Annotated in this window: 20 protein-coding genes and 2 tRNA genes; 16 read left to right on the forward strand and 6 right to left on the reverse strand. The window is 67.4% G+C overall.

Going from position 1 to position 23,701, the window contains the following annotated elements; genetic code table 11:
• Nucleotides 1-373 precede the first annotated feature (373 nt).
• Entirely contained in the window at nucleotides 374-2,959 is a 2,586-nt protein-coding gene (pepN, locus tag ACWDTI_RS16730) for an aminopeptidase N (protein ID WP_449739229.1), read from the reverse strand.
• Nucleotides 2,960-3,069: 110 nt separating this feature from the next.
• Between pepN and ACWDTI_RS16735 the strand changes: the two genes are divergently transcribed.
• Together ACWDTI_RS16735 and ACWDTI_RS16740 are read left to right on the forward strand one after the other, a co-directional pair.
• Nucleotides 3,070-3,678, forward strand: a complete 609-nt coding sequence (locus tag ACWDTI_RS16735; protein WP_449739230.1) for a mycothiol-dependent nitroreductase Rv2466c family protein — start codon at nucleotides 3,070-3,072, stop codon at nucleotides 3,676-3,678.
• A gap of 4 nt (nucleotides 3,679-3,682) precedes the next feature.
• On the forward strand, nucleotides 3,683-4,249 hold the full coding sequence (locus ACWDTI_RS16740; RefSeq protein WP_449739231.1) for a class I SAM-dependent methyltransferase: 567 nt from the start codon (nucleotides 3,683-3,685) through the stop codon (nucleotides 4,247-4,249).
• 49 nt (nucleotides 4,250-4,298) lie between these two features.
• On the opposite strand, the gene ACWDTI_RS16745 is transcribed toward ACWDTI_RS16740, so the two are convergent.
• Nucleotides 4,299-5,315: a M48 family metallopeptidase gene (locus ACWDTI_RS16745; RefSeq protein WP_449739232.1), complete on the reverse strand. Its 1,017-nt coding sequence runs from the start codon at nucleotides 5,313-5,315 to the stop codon at nucleotides 4,299-4,301.
• A gap of 22 nt (nucleotides 5,316-5,337) precedes the next feature.
• Between ACWDTI_RS16745 and ACWDTI_RS16750 the strand changes: the two genes are divergently transcribed.
• The 4 genes from ACWDTI_RS16750 to sthA all read left to right on the forward strand — a co-directional run bounded on the left by ACWDTI_RS16750 (nucleotide 5,338) and on the right by sthA (nucleotide 9,159).
• Complete coding sequence (locus ACWDTI_RS16750) at nucleotides 5,338-5,814, forward strand: ribose-5-phosphate isomerase (RefSeq protein ID WP_449739233.1); 477 nt, start codon at nucleotides 5,338-5,340, stop codon at nucleotides 5,812-5,814.
• Between the two features lie 27 nt (nucleotides 5,815-5,841).
• Nucleotides 5,842-6,645, forward strand: a complete 804-nt coding sequence (locus tag ACWDTI_RS16755; protein ID WP_449739234.1) for an Fpg/Nei family DNA glycosylase — start codon at nucleotides 5,842-5,844, stop codon at nucleotides 6,643-6,645.
• An 89-nt stretch (nucleotides 6,646-6,734) separates the two neighbouring features.
• Nucleotides 6,735-7,679 (forward strand): PE-PPE domain-containing protein, encoded by a 945-nt coding sequence (locus ACWDTI_RS16760; RefSeq protein WP_449739235.1) that lies wholly within the window; start codon nucleotides 6,735-6,737, stop codon nucleotides 7,677-7,679.
• A gap of 28 nt (nucleotides 7,680-7,707) precedes the next feature.
• A complete protein-coding gene (gene sthA / locus ACWDTI_RS16765) occupies nucleotides 7,708-9,159 on the forward strand; it encodes a Si-specific NAD(P)(+) transhydrogenase (RefSeq protein WP_449739236.1) in 1,452 nt (483 codons plus the stop codon).
• 278 nt (nucleotides 9,160-9,437) lie between these two features.
• On the opposite strand, the gene ACWDTI_RS16770 is transcribed toward sthA, so the two are convergent.
• The 4 genes from ACWDTI_RS16770 to ACWDTI_RS16785 all read right to left on the reverse strand — a co-directional run bounded on the left by ACWDTI_RS16770 (nucleotide 9,438) and on the right by ACWDTI_RS16785 (nucleotide 12,145).
• Complete coding sequence (locus tag ACWDTI_RS16770) at nucleotides 9,438-10,148, reverse strand: L,D-transpeptidase (RefSeq protein WP_449739237.1); 711 nt, start codon at nucleotides 10,146-10,148, stop codon at nucleotides 9,438-9,440.
• Nucleotides 10,149-10,352: 204 nt separating this feature from the next.
• Entirely contained in the window at nucleotides 10,353-11,588 is a 1,236-nt protein-coding gene (locus ACWDTI_RS16775; RefSeq protein ID WP_449739238.1) for a lipase family protein, read from the reverse strand.
• A gap of 173 nt (nucleotides 11,589-11,761) precedes the next feature.
• On the reverse strand, nucleotides 11,762-11,947 hold the full coding sequence (locus ACWDTI_RS16780; RefSeq protein WP_449739239.1) for a hypothetical protein: 186 nt from the start codon (nucleotides 11,945-11,947) through the stop codon (nucleotides 11,762-11,764).
• 127 nt (nucleotides 11,948-12,074) lie between these two features.
• A tRNA-Gly gene (locus ACWDTI_RS16785) sits at nucleotides 12,075-12,145 on the reverse strand.
• A 188-nt stretch (nucleotides 12,146-12,333) separates the two neighbouring features.
• On the opposite strand from ACWDTI_RS16785, the gene ACWDTI_RS16790 reads away from it, so the two are divergent.
• The 10 genes from ACWDTI_RS16790 to ACWDTI_RS16835 all read left to right on the forward strand — a co-directional run bounded on the left by ACWDTI_RS16790 (nucleotide 12,334) and on the right by ACWDTI_RS16835 (nucleotide 23,683).
• A tRNA-Pro gene (locus ACWDTI_RS16790) sits at nucleotides 12,334-12,410 on the forward strand.
• A gap of 67 nt (nucleotides 12,411-12,477) precedes the next feature.
• A complete protein-coding gene (tig, locus tag ACWDTI_RS16795) occupies nucleotides 12,478-13,887 on the forward strand; it encodes a trigger factor (RefSeq protein WP_449739240.1) in 1,410 nt (469 codons plus the stop codon).
• 263 nt (nucleotides 13,888-14,150) lie between these two features.
• Nucleotides 14,151-14,762 carry an ATP-dependent Clp protease proteolytic subunit gene (locus ACWDTI_RS16800; protein WP_449739241.1) on the forward strand — a complete coding sequence of 204 codons (612 nt, stop codon included), beginning with the start codon at nucleotides 14,151-14,153 and terminating at the stop codon, nucleotides 14,760-14,762.
• Nucleotides 14,763-14,810: 48 nt separating this feature from the next.
• Nucleotides 14,811-15,509, forward strand: a complete 699-nt coding sequence (locus tag ACWDTI_RS16805) for an ATP-dependent Clp protease proteolytic subunit (RefSeq protein WP_449739242.1) — start codon at nucleotides 14,811-14,813, stop codon at nucleotides 15,507-15,509.
• A 315-nt stretch (nucleotides 15,510-15,824) separates the two neighbouring features.
• The gene (gene clpX / locus ACWDTI_RS16810) at nucleotides 15,825-17,105 is read left to right on the forward strand and encodes an ATP-dependent Clp protease ATP-binding subunit ClpX (protein ID WP_449739243.1); all 1,281 of its coding nucleotides are present in this window, start codon (nucleotides 15,825-15,827) and stop codon (nucleotides 17,103-17,105) included.
• A gap of 141 nt (nucleotides 17,106-17,246) precedes the next feature.
• On the forward strand, nucleotides 17,247-17,852 hold the full coding sequence (locus tag ACWDTI_RS16815) for a molybdenum cofactor guanylyltransferase (RefSeq protein ID WP_449739244.1): 606 nt from the start codon (nucleotides 17,247-17,249) through the stop codon (nucleotides 17,850-17,852).
• 27 nt (nucleotides 17,853-17,879) lie between these two features.
• Nucleotides 17,880-20,525, forward strand: coding sequence for a valine--tRNA ligase (locus ACWDTI_RS16820; protein WP_449739245.1), 2,646 nt, complete (start codon nucleotides 17,880-17,882; stop codon nucleotides 20,523-20,525).
• A 305-nt stretch (nucleotides 20,526-20,830) separates the two neighbouring features.
• A complete protein-coding gene (folC, locus tag ACWDTI_RS16825) occupies nucleotides 20,831-22,207 on the forward strand; it encodes a bifunctional tetrahydrofolate synthase/dihydrofolate synthase (protein WP_449739374.1) in 1,377 nt (458 codons plus the stop codon).
• A complete protein-coding gene (locus ACWDTI_RS16830; protein ID WP_449739246.1) occupies nucleotides 22,204-22,605 on the forward strand; it encodes a DUF4233 domain-containing protein in 402 nt (133 codons plus the stop codon). Before folC ends, ACWDTI_RS16830 begins: the two co-directional genes overlap by 4 nt.
• Nucleotides 22,606-22,786: 181 nt before the next feature.
• Nucleotides 22,787-23,683: an undecaprenyl-diphosphate phosphatase gene (locus ACWDTI_RS16835; protein ID WP_449739247.1), complete on the forward strand. Its 897-nt coding sequence runs from the start codon at nucleotides 22,787-22,789 to the stop codon at nucleotides 23,681-23,683.
• Nucleotides 23,684-23,701 lie beyond the last annotated feature (18 nt).

Genomic DNA, 23,701 nt, shown 5'->3' on the forward strand with positions numbered 1-23,701 from the left:
GCTTCGCTCGGTCGCTTACTCGACCAGCGGGGAGGAGCCTCTCGCCGGTCACGTAGAGCAGCGGGGAGGAGCCTCTCGCCGGATCAGCGAGGAGCGCTTACTCGACCAGCGGGGAGGAGTCTCTCGCCCGGTCACGTAGACCAGCGGGGAGGAGTCTCTCCCCGGTCACGTAGACCAGCGGGGGAGGAGTCTCTCCCCGGTCACGCAGACCAGCGGGGAGGAGTCTCTCGCCGGTCACGTAGACCAGCGAGGAGGAGTCTCTCGCGGGTCACGCAGACCAGCGGGGAGGAGTCTCTCGCCGGTCACGTAGACCAGCGAGGAGGAGTCTCTCGCGGGTCACGCAGACCAGCGAGAGGCGGACTCTCCGGGCGGATCACCGTGAGGCGTCGAACTCCCTCGCGCGCAGCGATCGGGCGACCGTGTCGCGGCCTTCGGAGACAAGGCGTTTCAGGGCGGGAGGGTGGTCGCCGGCCAGGAACTCGTCGGCGGCGGCGAGGCCGGCGTCGTTGACGGCCCAGTGCGGGTACAGCCCGACGACGACGGTCTGCGCGACCTCGCTCGACCGTCGCGCCCACACCTCGGGGATGGCCTCGAAGTACTTCGCGATGTACTCGGTGAGCAGATCACCCTGCCCCGGCCGGGCGAAACCCTCGATCATGGTGCGGGTGAAGATGTTCGACAGCGAGTCGTCATCGATGGCCTTCGCCCACGTGTCGGCCTTCGCTTCGGCCAGCGGACGGGATGCCCGGGCCGCGGCGGCCTGCCGCGTACCGGCGGCACTGTTGTCGCGCTTCTCCTCGGCGTCGATCACCGGGGTCGAACCGAACTCCGTGTCGATGGCTCCGGCAGATGCCAGTGCACGCACCAGCTTCCACCGCATGTCGGTGTCGACGACCAGGCCCGCGAGCCCGTGATCGGCGGGATCGTCGCCGTCGAGCAGACCCTGGATGACCGGAATCTGATCGTCGTTGACCTTGCCGGCGAGCAGGGTGTTGACGAAGGCGAGCTGGTGATCCGATCCGGCGTCCGCGGCGCGGGCCAGCTCCAGGAGCCGGGCGCTGAACGCGGGCCGGCCGGTCTCCGCCGCCCAGCCGGGTTCGGCGTAGGCCTCGATCGCGCTCGAGGCCTGCATCAGAACCCGTTGCACCACACCGATTTCGGACTCGGCGGCGATACCGCGCTGCACCAGTGCGGCGAAGTCGCGGGCGGCCATCTCGGCTTGCCGGGTCATCTCCCACGTCGCCGACCACACCAGGGTTCGAGGCATCGGATCGGTGATGTCGCCGATCCGCGCGGTCGCGGTCGCGAGCGACTCGGCGTCGAGCCGCACCGACGCGTAGGTGAGGTCGTCGTCGTTGATGATGACGAGCTTCCCGCGTCCCACTCCGACCAGCTTGTCGACGTCGGTGCGCTCACCCTCGACGTCGAGCTCGACACTGTGGACCCGTTCGAGCTTGCCCGCACCGTTGTCGTCGTAGACGCCCACCTTCAGCCGGTGCACGCGCGTCTCGCCGGCACCCGGGGCGGCGCCGTCCTGCACGACGGTGAAGCGGGTGAACTTGCCGTCGGAGTCGAGTTCGAAGTCGGGGCGCATCACGTTGATGCCGGTGGTCTTAAGCCACTGGCTGCCCCAGTCCGAGAGGTCGCGGCCCGACGACTTCTCCAGCGCGGCAAGCAGATCCGAGAACGTCGCGTTCCCGAACTGGTGCGCGGAGAAGTAGTCGCGCAGACCGGACAGGAAGTCCTCGAGGCCGACATAAGCCACCAACTGCTTGAGCACCGACGCACCCTTGGCGTAGGTGATGCCGTCGAAGTTGACCTCGACCGCAGCGATGTCCGGGATGTCGGCGGCCACCGGGTGGGTCGACGGCAGCTGATCCTGTCGGTAGGCCCAGGACTTCTCGACGTTGGCGAAGGTGGTCCACGCGTTGACGTACTCGGTGGCCTCCGACTGGCACAGCACGGACGCGAAGGTGGCGAAGGATTCGTTGAGCCACAGGTCATCCCACCACTGCATGGTGACGAGATCGCCGAACCACATGTGTGCCATCTCGTGCAGCACGGTCTCGGCGCGACGCTCGTAGAGGTACTTGGTGACGCGGGACCGGAAGACGTAGTCCTCGAGGAAGGTGACGGCGCCGGCGTTCTCCATCGCGCCGGCGTTGAACTCCGGCACGAACAGCTGGTCGTACTTGCCGAACGCGTAAGGGACGCCGAAGTTGTTGTGGTAGAAAGCGAATCCCTGTTTGGTCTCGGTGAACAGGCGTTCGGCATCCATGTGCTCGGCCAGCGATGCACGGCAGTAGATGCCGAGCGGAATGGTGCCGTGATCGTCGGTGTAGGTGTCGGTCCACTCGGTGTACGGGCCGGCGATGAGCGCCACCAGATACGTACTCAGCACCGGGGTCTCACGGAAGCGGTGCACGCCCGGCTCGGCCTTGAGGTCGTTGACCACCGCCGCGTTGGAGATGACCTTCCAGTCCTCGGGAGCGGTCACCGTGATGGTGTAGGTCGCCTTGAGATCCGGCTGGTCGAAGCAGGCGAACATGCGCTTGGCGTCCGCGGTTTCGAACTGGGAGTACAGGTAGACCGAATCGTCGCTCTGATCGGCGAACCGGTGCAGACCCTCGCCGGTGTTGGAGTACGCGCAGTCGGCGACCACGGTGAGGGTGTTGTCGGCGGCGAGTCCGGGGAGCGGGATGCCGACCGACTCGTCGAAGTCGCTGACGTCGAGGTCGGTGCCGTTGAGGGTGGCCGAGATCAGCGTGGGTGCGACGAGGTCGATGAAGCTGTCGGTGCCCTCGGTGGCGGTGAAGGTCACCGTGGTGACCGAGCGGAAGGTTTTGGCGCCGGGTTTGCCGGAGCCGTCGGTCAGATCGAGGTCGATGGTGTAGTTGCTGACGTCGAGGGTGGCGGCACGTGCGCGTGCTTGGTCCCTCGTGAGGTTCGGAGCAGTCACGTTCACCCACTGTAGTGGTGTCCGACCGTGGTCGGAATCAACGAGACGCATACGGAGTTGTAATACGGTGGTGTGCCTTTTGCGCCCGGAACTAACGAAAGGACGAATGGATGTCGACGAAAGATCGTGTGGATTTCTGGTTCGACCCGCTGTGCCCATGGTGCTGGATCACCTCGCGCTGGATTCTCGAGGCGGAGATGGTCCGCGACATCGACGTCAACTTTCATCTCATGAGCCTGGCCGTGCTCAACGAGGACAAGGACATCCCGGACGATTACCGCGCGCGCCTCGCCGCCGCCTGGCGCCCCGTCCGGGTCGTCGCCGCGGCGGCCGCGCAGAAGGGCGACGAGATCCTCGATCCCCTCTACACCGCGATGGGCACCCTGATCCACAACAAGCAGGTGAAGGACCTCGATCAGGTCATCGTCGAATCGCTCGCCGAACTCGACCTCGACCCGGAACTCGCGAAAGCGGCCGATTCCACCGAGTTCGACGACGCGATCCGCACCAGCCACCACGAGGGCATGGACAAGGTCGGCGACGACGTCGGCACTCCCACGATCCACGTCAACGGCGCGGCGTTCTTCGGTCCGGTGCTGTCCCGGATTCCGCGAGGCGAGACCGCCGGCACCGTGTGGGACGGGGCCGTCGCGTTGGCGTCGTACCCGCACTTCTACGAGCTGAAGCGTTCGCGCACCGAGGCACCCGAGTTCGACTGATGAGATGAATCCCGATCATCTCGCGCTGTGCGCCAGCGATGAATGGGCCGACGCGATCCGCCGATGGATCGTGCCGTGGACCCTCGAGGGCATCGATCTCGGCATCCGGACCGTCGAGTTCGGTCCGGGGCCGGGAGCGACGACGACGGTGCTGGCCGAGCGTGCCACCTCGCTCGTCGCCGTCGAGATCGATCCGGATCTGGCGGCGCGATTGCGGGCCAAGTTCGCCGATACGTCGGGCGTTCGGGTCGTCGAGGCCGATGCGACCCGCACCGGAATGGCCGACGGGGAGTTCACCTCCGTCGTCTGTATGACGATGCTGCATCACGTGCCATCGCGAGACCTGCAGGACGCGTTGTTCGCCGAGGCCCACCGACTCCTCGCGCCGGGTGGTGTCTTCGCCGGTTCGGACAATCTCGACTCGGACGAATTCCGCGAGTTCCACCGGGGTGACGTGTGCGTACCGGTCCCGCCGGACACGCTCGCCGAGCGGCTGCTGGCGGCCGGTTTCGCCGATGCCACCGTGGACGTCAACGAGTGGGCGGTGCGCTTTCGCGCGTTCCGTCCCTGACGGTGGCACACCGGCACCCGTGTCGGGAACGCCGATGTGATCGCGGGGGTCAGATGCGCGGTGGCATCCCCAATCCGTTGGGCAGCACCCCGGGCGGGATGGCCGCCGGATGGGCGGGCGGCGGGATCGGTATCACGTTCCCGCTGCCGACGCCGCGGACGATCGTCTTCGGCCGGAAGAGCATCGCACCGGGGCGGGTGCGGTCGCGGAGTGCGGCGGCCCGCCAGGTGAGGACCGGGTGGGAGGCCAACGCGTTGACCGCCCACGTGAAGAAGCCGGTCTCATGGGTGGCGCGGTCGGCGAACTGATCGAAGTCGACACCCGACAGCATGTACTTGCCGGCCGCCAGCACCCCGATCGTGCCGGGGGCGCCGGCCGGCCGCGTGTAATAGCCGAAGTTGTCGGCCGTGTACTCCTGCGCGCGGGACAGCGCCGATCCGATGACCGGGATGTTCAATCCGACCACCGTCGCGAGTTGTCGCCAGTACGAGGTGTGCCCGGCCGCGATGTGCCCCACCTCGTGGCCGATCACGAATTCGAGTGCCTGCGGGTCCCGGGCGCGCCCGCCGATCTCGAACAGATCCGAGTAGACGATGACGTAGCGCCGGAATCCGTGCCCGGACGCCATCGCGTTGATCTGGCCGTTGCCGAGCACCACGTAGGCATCGGGGACGTACTCCAATCCGTACCGGGCCGCGGCCTCCACCACCATGCGGTGGCCCTCCGGGAACTGGCTCGGGGTCATCTGGACGCCGTTGACCCGCGGTTGCGCGTACACGACGCCGCGCAGGAACAGCAACAGCAGCGGGGCCGCGAGCAGGGTCAGGAAGTAGTCGCTGAACTCGCCGGTCAGCACCAGGAGCACGATCACCGCATACACGAGCAGGGTCAGCAGGATGACGACGACGAGCATCGGTATCTCCCACGGATGCCGTCTCGGTTCCAGGGCGAACCGGGCCGGCGGCAACCAATAACCGACGGTGCCCGCGGCCGTCGCCGCGTCCTCGACACCGAAGGCCGGGTCGGTCACACCGGGCACATTGGGGATCGGCGATTGAGCGTCCACCCGACCAATCTATAGTGGCGCCATGCGTGTCTACCTCGGTGCCGACCATGCCGGATTCGAAATCAAGAACCAGATCGCCGATCACCTGAGGGCCGCGGGGCATGAGGTCGTCGATTGCGGCGCCCACGTCTACGACGCCGCCGACGACTATCCGGCGTTCTGCATCGCCGCCGCCGCCAAGACCGTCGCCGATCCGGGCAGCCTGGGAATCGTGCTGGGCGGCAGCGGAAATGGCGAACAGATCGCGGCCAACAAGGTACCGGGTGCCCGCTGCGCGCTGGCCTGGAGCGTGGAGACCGCACAGCTGGCGCGGCAGCACAACAATGCCCAGCTCATCGGGATCGGCGGCCGGATGCACTCCACCGACGAGGCGCTCGCGATCGTCGACGCGTTCGTCTCCACCCCGTGGTCGGAGGAACCCCGCCATCAGCGGCGGATCGACATCCTCGCCGAGTACGAACGCACGCACGAGGCACCGCCGGTTCCCGACCAGAACTGACCTCGGCGCGGCGGCTCCACCGGACCCGTGCCCGAAGGCCATACCCTCCACCGCCTCGCACGTCGACAGCAACGCCTTTTCGGTGGTCAGATCGTTCGGGTGACCAGCCCGCAGGGGCGGTTCGCCGAGGGCGCCGCCGCCGTCGACGGACTGGTCTTCGCCAAGGCCGAGGCGTGGGGGAAACATCTCGTCCAGCACTACGGGGATCGTGCCCGGCGGCGCATGGTCCACATCCATCTCGGGCTGTACGGCACGTTCACCGAATCGCCGATGCCGTTGGGCGAGCCCGTCGGACAGGTGCGGATGCGCATCGAAGGCACCGAGATGGGCGCCGAACTGCGGGGACCGACGGCCTGTGAACTGTTCACCCCGGCCGACCTCGACGCGCTCGTGGCGCGGATCGGTCCGGACCCGCTGCGGCGTGACGCCGATCCGTCGGCGGCATTCCGCGCGATCTCCCGCTCGAAGCGCCCGGTCGGCGCCCTGCTGATGGACCAGCGTGTGATGGCCGGCGTCGGCAACGTCTACCGAGCGGAGGTGTTGTTCCGCGCCGGGATCGACCCGTACCGCGAGGGGCGGTCGATCACCGCCGACGAATTCGACGGCATCTGGACCGATCTCGTCGAATTGATGCGAATCGGGGTGCGGCGCGGCCGAATTCACGTGGTGCGGGCCGACCACGATCACGGCGCACCGTCGTATGCCGCGGACCGGCCGCGCACCTACGTCTACCGTCGTGCCGGGGAACCGTGCCGGATCTGCGGGACCGCCATCACGACGGCCGAACTGGACGGACGCAACCTCTACTGGTGCCCGGTCTGCCAGCGCTGAAAGGCTTGCCCTTCAGCGAGGCGAGACCTCACAGCGAAACCTCAGCACGGCCCACACGATTTCACACCTGGCGTCAGCATCCTGGGGTCATGGAGGTCGAGGCGCACCCGGACGAGTGGATCACCGTGCTGGTGGTGGGTGGCACCGGTGAATCCTTCGACGGTGACGACCGGACCGACGTGACGGGTCTGCTGGCCGGTGTCACGGACTGCCTCGACGCCCGCTTCGTCTGTCGCTGGGTCGGATATCCGGCGAGCTACGGCCCGACGCCGCGCGCCGACGGCATGAGCTACCGCCGCAGCCTCGTCGCCGGGATGCGACAGCTGGGGGCCGCACTGCACCGCACGACCGGACCCGTCATGCTCATCGGCTACTCGCAGGGCGCAGTGGTGATCCGGTCTCTGCTCCACGAACTGGACCGGACGAGAAGCCCGCTCCTCGAGCACGTGATGGCGGTCGGTTTCATCGCCGACCCCCACCAGCCGCCCGGGGTGGTCGCGGGCTGCGACGGGTGGGGTGTCGCCGGGCCGGGAGAACAGTTGCCGCCAGGTCTCGCCGCCCACTGGGTGGGTGCCGCCGACGACGTTATCTGCAACGCCGGCGCGGACTCCGTCATCCGGGACGTCGCCGACCTCACGTCGTCGATGGCCCTGGGGCGACCTCGTGAATGGCTGCGGCAGATGTGGATGGTGTTGCGGAAGAACACCTTTCAGAACGCCGGGCGGACCTCGATCGGGTTGTCGCAGGTCCGGCGCGACATCGGCCGTCTGCACTCGGCGGCGCGAGAGGTGACGGGGTATCTGCCGACGGTGATCCGGTGGCGCGGCGTGGTGATACACAACCGGCACGGCGGGCGGCACACGTCCTATGCCGGCGAACCGTACCGGCGCAGGTCACGGACCGACCCGGACACCACCGGCTGCCAGGATCTCGCCGCGTGGATGCAGGTGTGCGCGACGTTCATGCGGCGCGACCGACCATATGCTTCCGGAGTGTTACATCCCGTGGAACACTGTGCATCTCACGCCGTTTGACCTCCACCGATAGGCGACACTTGCCATCGTGGAGAACTTCGATGTCGTCGTGATCGGTTCCGGCCCGGCCGGACAGAAGGCTGCCATCGCGGCCGCAAAACTCGGGAAGCGTGCCGCGATCGTCGAGCGTCGGGACATGGTCGGCGGCGTCTGCATCAACACCGGCACCATTCCGTCGAAAACGCTGCGCGAAGCGGTCCTCTACCTCACCGGGCTCAACCAGCGCGAGCTGTACGGCCAGTCGTACCGCCTGAAATCCGACATCACGGTCACCGACCTCTCCGCCCGCACCATGCACGTGGTCGGCAAAGAGATCGACGTCATCGCCAGCCAGCTGTCCCGCAACGGGGTCACCATGCTCATCGGCAGCGCGTACTTCGTGTCGCCCCACGAGATCGCCGTCGAGGATGCCACCGGCGATCTGAAGCGGGTGACCGCCGACCACTTCGTGATCGCGGTGGGCACACGTCCGGCGCGGCCGTCAACGGTGGAGTTCGACGGCCACACGGTCGTCGACTCGGATCAGATCCTGGACATGGAACGGGTCCCGGCGTCGATGGTCGTCGTCGGGGCGGGCGTGATCGGCATCGAGTACGCCTCCATGTTCGCCGCGCTCGGAACCAAGGTGACCGTCATCGAACAGCGTCCGGCGATGCTCGACTTCTGCGACCGCGAGATCGTCGAGGCGCTGCAGTACCAACTCCGGGAGCGCGGGGTGACCTTCCGCTTCGGGGAGACGGTGCACACCGTCGAACGGCATCCGTCGGGCACCCTCACCCTGCTCGAATCGGGGAAGAAGATCCCCGCCGACACTGTCTTGTATTCAGCTGGGCGACAGGGGGTTTCGGACGAACTGAAGGTCGAGGCCGCGGGGCTGACCGCCGACGCGCGCGGCCGGCTGAAGGTCGACGAACAGTTCCGCACCGAGGTGGGCCACATCTTCGCCGTCGGCGACATCATCGGGTTCCCCGCGCTCGCCGCGACGTCGATGGAGCAGGGGCGCCGCGCCGTCTACCACGCGTTCGAAGAGCCGGTCGGCAATTCCGACGATCATCTGCAGCCCATCGGCATCTACGCGATCCCCGAACTCAGCTACGTCGGACAGACCGAGGAACACCTGACCGCGGCGAACGTGCCGTTCGAGGTGGGGGTGGCGCGCTACCGCGAACTGGCGCGCGGCGCCATCATGGGCGACTCCTACGGACTGCTGAAACTGCTCGTCCACGCCGAGGAGCGCACCCTGCTGGGCGTCCACGCCTTCGGCAGCAACGCCGCCGAACTCGTGCACATCGGACAGACGGTGATGGGCCTCGGCGGCACCATCGACTACCTCGTCGACGCCGTGTTCAACTACCCGACGCTGGCCGAGGGCTACAAGGTGGCCGCGCTTGACGCGTCGAACAAGATGCGCGCGATCGCCCGGGTCCGCGCGCAGGGTAAACGTCTCGACCTCGACGAGGGCACGCCGGTGCTGCACTGACCCGTCGGGTTGCCTCGCGGGTCCAGAGCAAGCGAGGAACGAGCGACGGTCGTAGGCGCGTGGCGGCTCGAGGGCGCCTTAGGGGCCGGTTGGGGGAGACGCCCCGGTGACCTCACGCTCGTGCGCTTCAGGGAGCGGTGGGAGACACCCCGGTGTCCCTGGTAGGCGAGGAACGGGCTCGTCAAAGGGCGTTCGCGAGGGCGCTTCATGGAACGGTGGGAGACGACGAAGGGCCCGTCCGACGGACGGGCCCTTCGTGCTGAGTATCGGTGCGGTGACTACGTGCCCTGGTAGGCGCCACCGACGGTGCCGCGCACCACGATCGGCGTGCCCTGCGGGATGGTGTCGTACACCCACTTGCCGTTGGAAGTGCTCACGTTGATGCAGCCGTGGCTCACGTTGCTCGAGCCCTGCTGGGCGACCGACCACGGTGCGGCGTGGATGAAGATGCCGTCCCAGGACATGCGGGTCGCGTACTCGACGTAGGTGCGGTAACCCTCGGCGGAGTCGACCGGCACACCGTACGTGGACGAATCCATGTACATGTCGCGGTACTTCTCCTTGGTGTGGTACACGCCGTTCGGGGTCGGGTGCGCCGCCGAGCCCATCGAGATCGGCATCTGCTTGACGAACTGACCGTTGCGGTACCAGAAGATCTGGTGCGACGAGTCCTGCGCCAGGGCGACCCAGCCGGTGGACGTCGGCACGTTCGGCACCGCGGGGACACCCGGGTTCTGCGTGGTCTCCGGGGCAGGCTTCGGGGTGGGCTTGGGTGTCGGCTTCGGCGCCGGCGGGGTCGGCACGCCGGGGATCTCCGGGATCACGCCGTCCGGCAGGGTGATCGGCGGGAGGCCGGGGATCACGGTGATCGGCGTCGCGCTCGCCGCGACGGGCAGCGCGAGCATCACGGCGAGCACACCGATGACGGCGGCCACGACCCGACGGGTCGCGCCACGACGGGCACGACGACAAGGCTTCGTTGTCAGCACGGAGATAACCTTTACAAGTTTGGGTTACTGAAGCGCACCCCCGGGAGCGCGCAACCATCGTTACACAAACGTTGCCTTTGGGCCAAAGGTCGCCGCCTCGACGACACACAACGCCCGCGGCACCGGCCGGGCGCGACGCCGAACCTCGTGGTGAGCGGGGTCGGCGGGACTCCCGACCCACTCGCTGTGACAACAGTCACAGTCTCAGCAATTGCTCGGCGCCGGGAGCTGAGCGAACCGGTCGGAGAGATACCGCAGAGCCGGGAGCATGCCGATCACCGCGGCCGACAGATGGTCCGGCGCCGGGGTGCGCAGCCGCTCGATCCGGGCGCCGGCACGGCAATAGCGGTTCAGCGTGTAGTCGATCGAGGACACGGGGATTAGCACGTCGGTGGGACTGTGCCACTCGAAGACGGGCATCGACGGGATGCCGGGATACAGCGAGAGGCTGTTCTCCTCGACGACCCGTCGGGCGGTGGGATCGTCGAAGATGGCCCGGCCGCCGGTCGACACCTGTTGGGCGTCGTGCCCGGCGCCCAGCCGCAGGATGTCGTTCGTGCAGGCGTTACGCATGCCCAGGTACATCTGCCAGCCGAGCGGCGACAGATACCTCAGCATCGGGATCTGGGCGGGATACTCGCGGGACAGTCCGATGGCCGCCGCGAACGCCAGACCGAAGGCCGGATGGGGATTGGCGTAGCCGAGTCCTTCGGCCATCTTGATGAGGTTCATCGGGACCCCGCCGTACGCGGCGCCGACGATGTGCAGTTCCGGTGCGTAGGTGCGGGCCAGCGCGGCGGCCCAGGCCGTCGCCATGCCACCACCGGAGTAGCCGGCCATGCCGACCGAACTGTGGGCCACCCCCGCGGGCGCGAACCGCTGGGCGGCGCGAATCCCGTCGAGTGCGATCTGTCCGCCCAGTTTCGCGGCGCCATACGAGCTGCGAGGTCCGAGATGATCGGGGATCGCGACCGTCCAGCCTTGCTGGAGAACAACATTCAGCGCGGGCGCCTCGCGGATCGTGAGGTTCGGGTCCTGGGTCCACAGCGCCTGCGACGGCGCGCATTCCAGGCCGGTCGCGTTGATGATGTGCTGAAACGTCAGCAACGGCCCGTTGGGACGCTTGTGGTTGGGGACCAGCAGTGTGGTCACCGCGGCGATCGGTTTGCCCTGGCTGTCGGTCGACCGGAACTTGAGTTGGAAGGTCCGCACGTCGAAGAATGCGGGCGGATTGGCACGAGCCCGGGACTCGATGATGGCGCCGGGTTCATATGCGGCGATGTTCTTCGGCGGCGAGTAGAAGGTGTCGGGCAGCGGCGTCGGCAACGACACGGGTTCCGCTCGGGCGAGGCCGCCTCCCACGACGGTGGATCCGCCGACCAGCGTCAGCGCCGCGATCGCGGTCACCAGGACACGGACATGACGCCTTCTGAAATGCATTCTTCCCCCCACGGATGGCCGCACTTGAAATGTGCCGGCGTCGCAACAGGCCGCTCCCCGCGGCGTTGTCGGGCGCTCGTTACCAATGATGAACGACCCGGCCCGAAAAGCAATCGGCGGCGGGGGTGAGGAGAATCATGTGTTCCGCGTCGTCGTGGCGATGCGGCGGCGTCTCAGGCGGGCTGCGGATGCTCCGTGCGCAGGTGTCGGGCGGGCTCGGAGCACGCCTCGTCCCGGCACACGAGCATCACGTCGACGCGCCCAGGTCCGTCGTCGGAGTGGGCGACGTCCTTGCGGACGTACAGATTCGCCCCACAGCTGGGGCATTTGCGCTGGCTTTTCGTATGGCTGGAGGACATGACCTCACCCTACGCCGCGTGTGGCGCGCATCACAGGAAGCGCGACCGCCCGTGCCGGGTGCCCTCGGCGCTCGGCCGTGCCGCAAAGCAAAAGGTCAGAGGGTGAAAACACCCTCTGACCTGGGAGAGCGGGTGACGGGAATCGAACCCGCGTAGCTAGTTTGGAAGACTAGGGCTCTACCATTGAGCTACACCCGCGTGGCGCGACCGCCGGCGTCTTCGACCCCGGTGGCGCATGCGCTTGACGACTGTACCCGGTGACCGGCCGATCCAAGAAATCACCCCGACGGTCGTCCCGGTTTAGGTGGTTGCAGGGCTGCCACGTACTATCGTCTGTTGGCTCTGCTCTGCGTGTTCGCCCCGGCGTGCGCGGCCGGAGGGCCGACCGGGATGTGGCGCAGCTTGGTAGCGCATCCGCTTTGGGAGCGGAGGGTCGCAGGTTCAAATCCTGTCATCCCGACCACTGGCGAAGTGACGCAGGCGAGAGAACGTTTGTCGATGCAGAGATGCAGATGTAAGGAGCACGAGGCGTGAAGAGCACCGTCGAGCAGCTGAGCCCGACCCGGGTCAAGCTCAATGTCGAGGTCCCGTTCGAGGAACTGTCGGGCGAGTTCGACCGGACCTACAAGACGCTGGCCCAGCAGATCCGGATTCCGGGTTTCCGTCCGGGCAAGGCGCCGGCCAAGCTGATCGAGGCGCGCGTCGGTCGCGATTCGATCCTTGCGCAGGTGGTCAACGATGTCCTGCCGGCGAAGTACTCGCAGGCCGTCGACGAGACCGAGACCAAGGCCCTCGGGCAGCCGGAGATCGACCTGGCCGAGCTCGTCTACGGCAGCCCGGTCACCTTCACCGCCGAGGTCGACGTCCGTCCCGACATCGAACTGCCCGATTTCTCCACCTTGTCGGTGCAGGTCGACGCCATCGAGATCGACGATGACGCGGTCGATGAGCAGCTGGAGGGTCTGCGTGCCCGCTTCGGCACCCTGAAGGGCGTCGAGCGCGGCGCCCAGGACGGCGACATGGTCTCGATCGACCTGGCCGCCACCGTCGACGGCGAGGCCGTCGAGGAGGCTTCGACCGAGGGCCTGTCCCACGAGGTCGGCGCGGGGGATCTGATCGACGGTCTCGACGAGGCCCTCGTCGGTCTGACCGACGGCGACACCAAGGAGTTCACCACCACGCTCGTCGCCGGCGAGCATGCGGGCAAGGAAGCCCAGGTCACCGTGACCGTGAACTCGGTCAAGGAGCGCGAGCTGCCCGAGCTCGACGACGAGTTCGCGCAGATGGCCAGCGAGTTCGACACCGTCGACGAGCTGCGTGCGAGCCTCGCCGACCGCGTCAAGGACTCCAAGAAGATCGAACAGGCCAACGCCATCCGCGACAAGGTGCTCGAGCAGCTGCTGGAGACCGTCGAGATCCCGTTGCCGGAGAAGGTCGTCGCCGACGAGGTGGAAGGCCAGCAGCACCAGATCATCCACGCGCTCGGTCACGACGACGAGCAGGTCGCGAAGTTCCTCGAGGCGCAGGGCAAGACCCGCGAGGAGTGGGACACCGAGGCCCGGGAGGCCGCCGAGAAGTCGGTCAAGACCCAGCTGCTGCTCGACGCCATCGCCGATGCCGCCGAGACCGAGGTCAGCCAGGACGAGCTGACCCAGCAGATCCTGTTCCAGGCTCAGCGGTACGGCATGCAGCCGCAGGACTTCATCTCGCAGCTGACCCAGGCCAACCAGGTCGGCGCGGTCTACGCCGACGTCCGTCGTGGCAAGGCGCTCGCCGGGATCGTCGGCGACGTGACCGTCACCGACAACAACGGCGACGCGGTTGACACCTCCGAGTTCTTCGGCGGTGCCGATGACGAGGCCGCCGAGGACGAGGACACCGACACGGTGGAGGCCGCCGAGGCCGACGCCGAGGCGTCCGACGACAACACCGAGAACTGATCGGAACCCCCACCGTTGGGAGACGGCCGGTGCCGGGCGCTGCCCGCACCGGCCGTTCTGCTCTCAGCGAATAGGGGTGCCAACAGGACTGTCCGCACCCCGGCATTGGTTAGTGTCGGTGAGGACGTCACGACGCCCGGCGGCTCGGTGGCCCTGGTGAGGACCATCGGCGAGCGGGCATCGAACGACATGACAGGAAGTCCCCGAAACCGGTTGACGCGGCCCCGCGCCGCATGTCACCACGACAGGCAAAGGTAGGAACCGTGAGTGAGCCGACCATCCACACACCAACCCTGAGTTCGGGAGCGGCCGGGCTGAACCTGACCGATTCGGTGTTCGAACGCCTGCTGCGTGAGCGCATCATCTTCCTCGGCACCCAGGTCGACGACGACATCGCCAATCGGCTGTGCGCGCAGATCTTGCTGCTTGCCGCCGAGGATCCCACCCGCGACATCAACCTGTACATCAACTCGCCGGGCGGATCGGTGACCGCGGGCATGGCCATCTTCGACACCATGCAGCTCGCCGAGTGCGACGTCGCGACCTACGCGATGGGCATGGCCGCGTCGATGGGCCAGTTCCTGCTGACGGCCGGCGCCAAGGGCAAGCGGCATGCGCTGCCGCACTGCCGCGTGATGATGCATCAGCCGTCGGCGGGTATCGGCGGTACCGCGGCCGACATCGCCATCCAGGCCGAGCAGTTCGCCGCCACCAAGAAGCAGATGAACGAGCTCAACGCGCTGCACACCGGGCAGACGCTCGAGAAGATCGAGGCCGACGCCGACCGCGACAAGTGGTTCACCGCGGACCAGGCCAAGGACTACGGACTCGTCGACCACGTCGTGACGCGCGCGTCGGTCACCCCGGCGTCCTGATCCTCCCGGCCACCCGACCCACGACTTCCAGAGCAACGGAGTAACCAGATGACCTACTCTCTCGAGTCACTGCCCGCCGACGTCGCCGCCGGCATCCCGGCCTCGGCGGTCGCGATGAAGAACATCGAGGCGCGCTACATCCTGCCGCAGTTCATCGAGCACACCCCGAACGGGCAGCGCCAGTACGACCCGTACGCGAAGCTCTTCGAGGAGCGCATCGTGTTCGTCGGCACGCCGATCGACCAGACCGTCGCCAACGACGTGATGGCCCAGCTGCTGGTGCTCGAATCGCAGGATCCCGACCGCGACATCACCATGTACATCAACTCGCCCGGTGGCAGCGTCCCGGACATGCTCGCGATCTACGACACCATGCAGTACGTGCACTGCGACATCGTCACCGTGTGCCTCGGCGAGGCCGCGTCGGCCGCCGCGATCCTGCTGGCCGGTGGCACCCCAGGCAAGCGCGCCGCCCTGCCGAACGCGACGATCCTCATCCATCAGCCGCGGACCGGCGGCGCCTACCAGGGCCAGGTCTCCGACCTCGAGATCCAGGCGGCGGAGATCGAGCGCATCCGCAACCGGCTCGACGAGATCCTCGCGAACCACACCGGTCAGGACCCGGCGAAGATCCGCAAGGACACCGACCGCGACAACATCCTCACCGCCGCGCAGGCCAAGGAGTACGGCATCGTGGACGAGGTGTTCGAGTACCGCAAGAAGTCGTTGAAGCACGCGGCATCCTGACCGCGCGGCGCGCGCATCGGCCTCGACACGCCGGTCGATGTGCGTGCTCAACGTCGTCGCCAAGGGTCATCCTTGACTTCTGCGTCATCGATGTCGCCCCCGGCGGCACGTGCAGGGCGTGACAACAACTGCAAAGCGGGCGGCGACCGATAAACTAGAGGCGCGACATTTGCGCTTATCGGTCGAAGTTCGAGCGGCACGCGGGTACCGTCGGAGTATTGGATGAGCCGGTGTCGATCGGTGATCCATGCCCGGGTGCCCGCGGACACCACGGTCCGGCGGGACGACCGAGCAACAAGGAAGGTACAGCTGGCGATGGCACGAATCGGAGACGGTGGCGATCTGCTGAAGTGCTCTTTCTGCGGAAAGAGTCAGAAGCAGGTCAAGAAGCTGATCGCCGGGCCCGGCGTGTACATCTGCGACGAGTGCATCGACCTGTGCAACGAGATCATCGAGGAGGAGCTCGCCGAGAACGGCGACGTGAAACTCGACGAGTTGCCCAAGCCCGCCGAGATCCGCGACTTCCTGGAGAACTACGTCATCGGCCAGGACACCGCCAAGCGGACCCTCGCCGTCGCCGTCTACAACCACTACAAGCGCATCCAGGCCGGGGAGAAGAAGGACTCGCGCACCGGTGAGACCGTCGAGCTGGCCAAGTCGAACATCCTGATGCTCGGCCCGACCGGCTGCGGCAAGACCTACCTCGCGCAGACCCTCGCCAAGATGCTGAACGTGCCGTTCGCCATCGCCGACGCCACCGCGCTCACCGAGGCCGGCTACGTCGGCGAGGACGTCGAGAACATCCTGCTCAAGCTCATTCAGGCCGCCGACTACGACGTCAAGCGGGCCGAGACCGGCATCATCTACATCGACGAGGTCGACAAGATCGCCCGCAAGAGCGAGAACCCGTCGATCACCCGCGACGTCTCCGGTGAGGGTGTGCAGCAGGCGCTGCTGAAGATCCTCGAGGGCACGCAGGCGTCGGTGCCGCCGCAGGGCGGGCGCAAGCATCCGCATCAGGAGTTCATCCAGATCGACACCACCAACGTGCTGTTCATCGTCGCCGGTGCCTTCGCCGGCCTCGAGAAGATCGTGTCGGAGCGAATCGGCAAGCGCGGCATCGGTTTCGGCAACGAGGTCGCCAGCCGCGACGACGTCGACACCACCGATCACTTCGCCGAGGTGATGCCCGAGGACCTCATCAAGTTCGGTCTGATCCCGGAGTTCATCGGGCGTCTGCCGGTGGTCGCGTCGGTGACGAACCTGGACAAGGAATCGCTGGTGTCGATCCTGTCGCAGCCGAAGAACGCGCTGGTCAAGCAGTACACCAAGCTGTTCGAGATGGACAACGTCGAACTCGAGTTCACCACCGACGCGCTCGAGGCGGTCGCCGATCAGGCGATCCATCGCGGCACCGGCGCGCGCGGTCTGCGCGCGATCATGGAGGAAGTGCTGCTGCCGGTGATGTACGACATCCCCAGCCGCGACGACGTCGAGAAGGTCGTCGTGACGGGAGAAACGGTGCGCGACAACGTCCTTCCGACAATCGTGCCCCGCAAGGAGAGCCGCTCCGAGCGGCGCGACAAGAGCGCGTAGTTCCGTCGACCGCGTCTACCGCGGTTCCTCCCCCCGAATTGTGTTCGTCCCCGCATGCGTGCGGGGGACGAACGTATTTCGGGGGGACGAACCATCGCCGAACCGGGGACGCGGCGCGGGATGTTCGTCGACACTGGACCCATGACGCAACAGGATGCAGAGCAGGTCGCCGGAATCGTGCTGGCGGGCGGACGTTCCGTCCGCATGGGGACCGACAAGGCGGCGATGGACTGGGACGGGGAGCCGTTGCTGGCGCGGGTCGTGCGCATCGTGGGCGAACGCTGTCAACCGGTGTACGTGGTGGCGCCCGAAGAGTCCGCGGCCTATCAGGGCCTGTTCGGCACCGGGGGACCGGAGGCCACCTGGGTCACCGACGAGGAGCCGGGGAACGGGCCGCTGGCCGGGCTTGCGGCGGGGCTGGCGGCGGCCGGTGCCGGGGGAGCGACGTGGGCCTTCGTCTGCGCCACCGACATGCCGCTCATCTCCACCGAACTCGTCGAGGAGTTGCTGCGCGGCGTGACGCCGTCGACGCAGGCCGTCATCGCCAACGACACTCAGCGCGACCACCCGATGGCCGCGCTCTACCGCACGGATGTGGCGCCGGTCGTCGCCGAGCTGACGGCCGCCGGTGAGCGACGGATGCTCGCGGTGCTCGACGCGGTGACGACCCACCGGGTGGCGGTGAGCCGGCCCGACTGGCTGACCAACGTCAACGCCCCCGAGGACCTGCACCGGCTGCACGTGTGACGATCGGCATTCACTAAAATCGCCTGTGTGACGACACCCGATCCCACCCGCGAACTCCCGAAGTCCTGGGACCCTGCCGAACACGAGGGTCGCCTGTATCAGGGCTGGGTGGATGCCGGCTATTTCACCGCCGACGCGACCAGCGACAAGCCCGCGTTCTCCATCGTCATCCCGCCGCCCAACGTGAACGGCTCCCTGCACATGGGGCACGCGTACGAGCACGTGCTGATGGACGCGCTGTCGCGTCGCCGGCGGATGCAGGGCTACGAGGTCCTGTGGCTGCCCGGCATGGATCACGCGGCCATCGCCATGCAGACGATGGTCGAGCGCAAACTCGCCACCGAGGGACTGACCCGCGACGACCTCGGGCGCGACGGCTTCATCGACCGGGTCTGGGCCGAGAAGGCCGAGATCGGCGGCAACATCGGTGAGCAGATGCGGCGCCTGGGCGACAGCGTCGACTGGAGCCGCGAACGCTTCACCATGGACGAGGGTCTGTCCCGCGCCGTGCACACCGTGTTCAAGCAGATGTTCGACGACGGCCTCATCTACCGGGCCGAGCGGCTCGTCAACTGGTCGCCGGTGCTCAAGACCGCCATCAGCGATATCGAGGTCAGCTACGCCGATGTCGAAGGGGAACTGGTCAGCTTCCGCTACGGCAGCCTCAACGATGCCGAGCCGCACATCGTCGTGGCCACCACCCGGATGGAGACGATGCTCGGCGACACCGCGATCGCGGTGCATCCCGACGACGAGCGCTACACGCACCTGATCGGCACCGAGCTCGCTCATCCGTTCGTGGACCGCACCATCCCGGTCGTCGCCGACGACTACGTCGATCCCGAATTCGGTAGCGGCGCAGTGAAGATCACGCCGGCGCACGACCCGAACGACTTCGCGATCGGGCAGCGGCACAACCTGCCGATGCCGACGATCATGGATGACGAGGCCCGGATCGCCTACACCGGAACACAATTCGACGGCATGGACCGTTTCGAAGCGCGTGTCAAGGTCCGTGAGGCACTCGCCGAGCAGGGGCGCATCGTCAAGGAGGTCCGGCCCTACCTGCACAGCGTCGGACACTCCGAGCGCACCGGCGAACCGATCGAACCGCGACTGTCGATGCAGTGGTGGGTCGAGGTGGCCTCCCTCGCGCAGGCCGCCGGTGACGCCGTGCGCAACGGCGACACCGTCATCCACCCGAAATCCATGGAGCCGCGCTGGTTCGCCTGGGTCGACGACATGCACGACTGGTGCATTTCGCGTCAGCTGTGGTGGGGGCATCGCATCCCGATCTGGTACGGACCCGACGGCGAGGTGGTGTGCGTCGGACCCGAGGAGGAGCCGCCGGCCGGGTACACCCAGGAGACCGACGTGCTCGACACGTGGTTCTCGTCGGGTCTGTGGCCGTTTTCCACCCTCGGCTGGCCGGAAAAGACCACCGATCTCGAAAAGTTCTATCCCACATCGGTTCTCGTTACCGGATACGACATCCTGTTCTTTTGGGTGGCCCGGATGATGATGTTCGGCACCTACGTCGGCCCGCAGCTCGGCGACGACAAGAAGGTGCCGTTCGGTGACCTGTTCCTGCACGGTCTGGTGCGTGACGAGCACGGCCGCAAGATGTCCAAGTCGCGCGGCAACGGCATCGACCCGCTGGACTGGGTGGAACGTTTCGGCGCCGACGCGCTGCGGTTCACCCTGGCCCGTGGCGCCAATCCCGGCAGCGACATCTCGGTCGGCGAGGACCACGCGTCGTCGTCGCGTAACTTCGCGACCAAGCTCTACAACGCGACGAAGTTCGCCATGATGAACGGGGCCGTCTGCGGCGCACTGCCGGACCGCGCGGACCTGACCGAGGCCGACCGATGGATCCTGGACCGGCTCGCGCAGGTGCGTGCCGAGGTGGACGCCGGCTTCGAGTCGTACGAGTTCTCCAAGGCGTGTGAGGCGCTCTACCACTTCGCGTGGGACGAGGTGTGCGACTGGTACCTCGAGCTGGCGAAGGTGCAGTTCGCCGAGAACGACGAAAGTCGTTCGCGGGCAACGTCGGTGGTCTTGGGAACGGTGCTCGACGAGCTTCTGCGGCTGCTGGCGCCGGTGATGCCGTTTGTCACCGAGGTGCTGTGGAAGGCGCTGACCGGCGGCGAGTCGCTGGTCGTCGCCGACTGGCCCGAGATCACCGAGGCGGCCGTCGACACCGCGGCCGCACAACACATCGACGATCTGCAGCGCCTCATCACCGAGGTGCGTCGCTTCCGCAGCGACCAGGGACTGCGGCCGGGACAGCGGGTTGCCGCCGAGGTCGACGGACTCGACGACGCGGGACTGACGGCGTCGCGCGCCTACCTCGATTCGCTGGCACGTCTCGAGGGCGCCGACGACGGCTTCGCCGCCACCGCGACCATCGACGTGCGGTTGTCGTCGGCGACGGTCACCGTGCGCATCGACACCTCCGGGACCGTCGACGTGGCTGCGGAACGCAAGCGGCTGGCCAAGGACCTCACGGCGGCCGAGAAGGAACTCGCCCAGACCACCGGCAAACTCGGCAACGAGCAATTCCTCGCCAAAGCCCCGGAGAAAGTGGTCGCCAAGATCCGCAGCCGCCAGCAGGTGGCCACCGAAGAGGTCGAGCGGCTCACCGCCGCTCTCGCGGCGCTGGGAAGCGCGTGAGTCCGCGCGATCTCGGACACGGCGGCTTCGACGACGAGGACGTCGACGACCTCGATCGGGATCACCTCGGGGATGACGGCTTCGACGAGGCCCGACCATCGGTGTTCGACGGCGTCGAATCCGCGGACCTGGCGGATCTGCTCGGCGGGACTGGTGAGACCGTCACCACCGGTGACCGGTGGGCCGACGACGAGGACGACGCTTCCACGCCGGCCGACGACGCCGCGTCGCACGACGACGCCGCCTCGCGCGACGACGCCGCCTCGCGCGACGACGCCGCCTCGCCGGCCGACGACGCCGCCTCGCTGGCCGAGCTTGTCGAGGTCGAGGCCGAACTCGACACCCGCTGGCCGGAGACCAAGATCGAGCCGTCGTTGACGCGCATCAATCTCCTGATGGACCTGCTGGGCTCGCCGCAGCGCAACTATCCGGCGATCCACATCGCGGGCACCAACGGCAAGACATCGGTGACCCGGATGATCGACGCGCTGCTCATCGCGCTGCACCGTCGTACCGGCCGGATCACCAGCCCGCACCTGCAGCGCGTCACCGAGCGGATCTCGGTGGACGGCAAGCCGATCAGCGCGCGCACCTACATCGACACCTATCGCGAGCTCGAGCCGTACATCACCATGGTCGACGACTCGTCGACCGCCGCCGGTGGTCCGCGCATGAGCAAGTTCGAGGTGCTCGTCGCCATGTCCTACGCGGCCTTCGCGGAGGCGCCGGTCGACGTCGCGGTGGTGGAGACCGGGATGGGCGGCCGGTGGGACGCGACCAACGTCGTCGACGCGACGGTCGCGGTGATCACGCCGATCGCCATGGATCACGCCGACTACCTGGGTGATTCGCTGGCGGCGATCGCGGGGGAGAAGGCGGGGATCATCAAGGCCGCCCGCACCGACGACCTCGTGCCGATCGACCCGGTGACGATCATCGCCAACCAGGAGTCCGAAGTGCTCGACGTGCTGCTGCGGCAGACCGTCGAATCGGGAACCGTTGTGGCCCGCCAGAACTCGGAGTTCGCGGTGCTGGATTCGGTGACCGCGGTGGGTGGGCAGCTGCTCCGTCTCCAAGGGCTCGGCGGCATCTACGACGAGATCTTCCTGCCGCTGCACGGAGCGCACCAGGCCGCCAACGCATCCCTCGCGCTGGCCGCGGTCGAGGCGTTCTTCGGTGCCGGAGCCGACCGCCAGCTCGACATCGACGCGATCCGTGCGGGTTTCGCATCGGTGACGAGCCCCGGCCGGCTCGAGCGGGTGCGCAGCGCGCCGACCGTGTTCCTCGACGCCGCGCACAATCCGCACGGCGCAATGGCTCTCGCGCAGGCGCTGACCGAGGAGTTCGACTTCCGTCGACTGGTCGGGGTGATCGGTGTGCTGGGCGACAAGGACGTCGAGGGTGTCCTCGAGGCCCTCGAACCCGTGCTCGACATCGTCGTCCTCACGAACAACGGATCGCCCCGCGCAATGGACACCGAGAGTCTCGCCGAGATCGCGCTGCCGATCTACGGTGAGGACCGCGTGGTGCTCAAGCCGTTCCTGCCCGACGCGGTCGAGACCGCGATCGGCCTGGCCGAGGAGTCCGACGGTGAGCCGGTATCCGGTGCGGGCGTGGTGATCACGGGATCGGTGGTCACCGCGGGCGCGGCCCGCACCCTGTTCGGCAAGGAGCCGTCATGACCGAATCGACCCGGTTCACCCCACCGACGAACGACCCCTGGAAAGGGTTGCGTGGCGTCATGGCGGGCACGCTGATCCTGGAGGTCATCGTGCTCGGGTTGGCGTTCCCCATCGTCGCCAAGATCGGCGGCGGCATCACCTGGCTCTCCGGTGGCTACCTCGGTCTGGTGATCCTCGCGCACATCGTCGCCGCCGGGATGCAGGGCCGCCCCTACGCGATCAAACTCGACCTGATCCTGCAGCTGTTCGTCATTGCGGGCGGCTTCCTGCATTGGTCGATCGCGGTCATCGGGGTGATCTTCGGCTGCGTCTGGGTGTACATCGCCTACATCAAGAGCGACGTCGAGAAGCGGATCGAGCGGGGGATGCTGCCCGGGCAGCGGCCCGTCGAGAGCTGAGCACGGGCGACGAGGGCGGAGCCGTCGTGGCTCGGCCATCGCCTCGCGCGGCAGGACCGAACAGCGGGATCCGGCCGCCGGCACACGCTGTTCGAGGCGTCCGACTTGTCGGATTAGGGCGTGCCGCAACGGTTTCCGCTACGGTGGCGGCCGTGATCACCAGTGACGAGCGGCATCGCCGATGAGCGATCTGACCTACCCGCAGGCGGTCGTGATGGGGCTGTTGCAGGGCGTGACCGAGTTGTTCCCGGTGTCGAGCCTCGGGCATTCGATCTTGCTGCCCGCGTGGATCGGCGGGTCCTGGGAGACGTTGGTCACCCAGTCGAACAGCGTCGGCCACACGCCATTTCTCGCGTTCATCGTCGCGCTGCACGTGGCGACCGCACTCGCGCTCGTCCTGTTCTACCGACGCGATTGGGTGCGGATCATCGCGGGCCTCATCTCGTCGATCCGACGGCGGCGGATCGACTCCGACGACGCGCGCCTGGGCTGGCTGATCATCGCGGGCACCATTCCGGTCGGCGTCGTCGGACTACTCCTCGAGAAGCCGCTGCGGGTGGTGTTCGCCACGCCGCTGGCCGCGGCTATCTTCCTGTTTCTCAACGGCTTTGTGTTGTTGGCCGCGGAACTGCTGCGGCGCTGGCAGATCGCCGGGCACGACGACGGCGGCCGACATCGTCGGGACCGCAGCGACCGTCCGATCCCCGGGTTGTCCTTGCGTGACGGGGCGGTGATCGGCAGTGCGCAGATCCTGGCGCTGTTTCCGGGCATCTCGCGATCCGGGGCCACCATCTCCGCCGGACTGCTGTCCCGGCTCGATCACGAGGACTCCGCGAAGTTCGCGTTCCTGCTGGCCACCCCGGTCATCCTGGCCGCGGGACTGCTGAAGATCCCGGAGCTGTTCGGTCCCGAGGGCCACGGCATCGGCGGTCAGGTGATCGTCGGATCGGTGTGCGCCTTCGGTGCGGCGCTGGTCGCCGTCGCGTTTCTGGCGCGGTGGTTCCACTCCCGGAGCCTGTATCCCTTCGTGATCTACTGTCTGGTGGCGGGCGCGATCAGCATCGTGCACTTCGCCTGAGGCCCGGCAGTCGTTGCG

The sequence above is a fragment of the Gordonia sp. NPDC003424 genome (genome assembly GCF_053588655.1).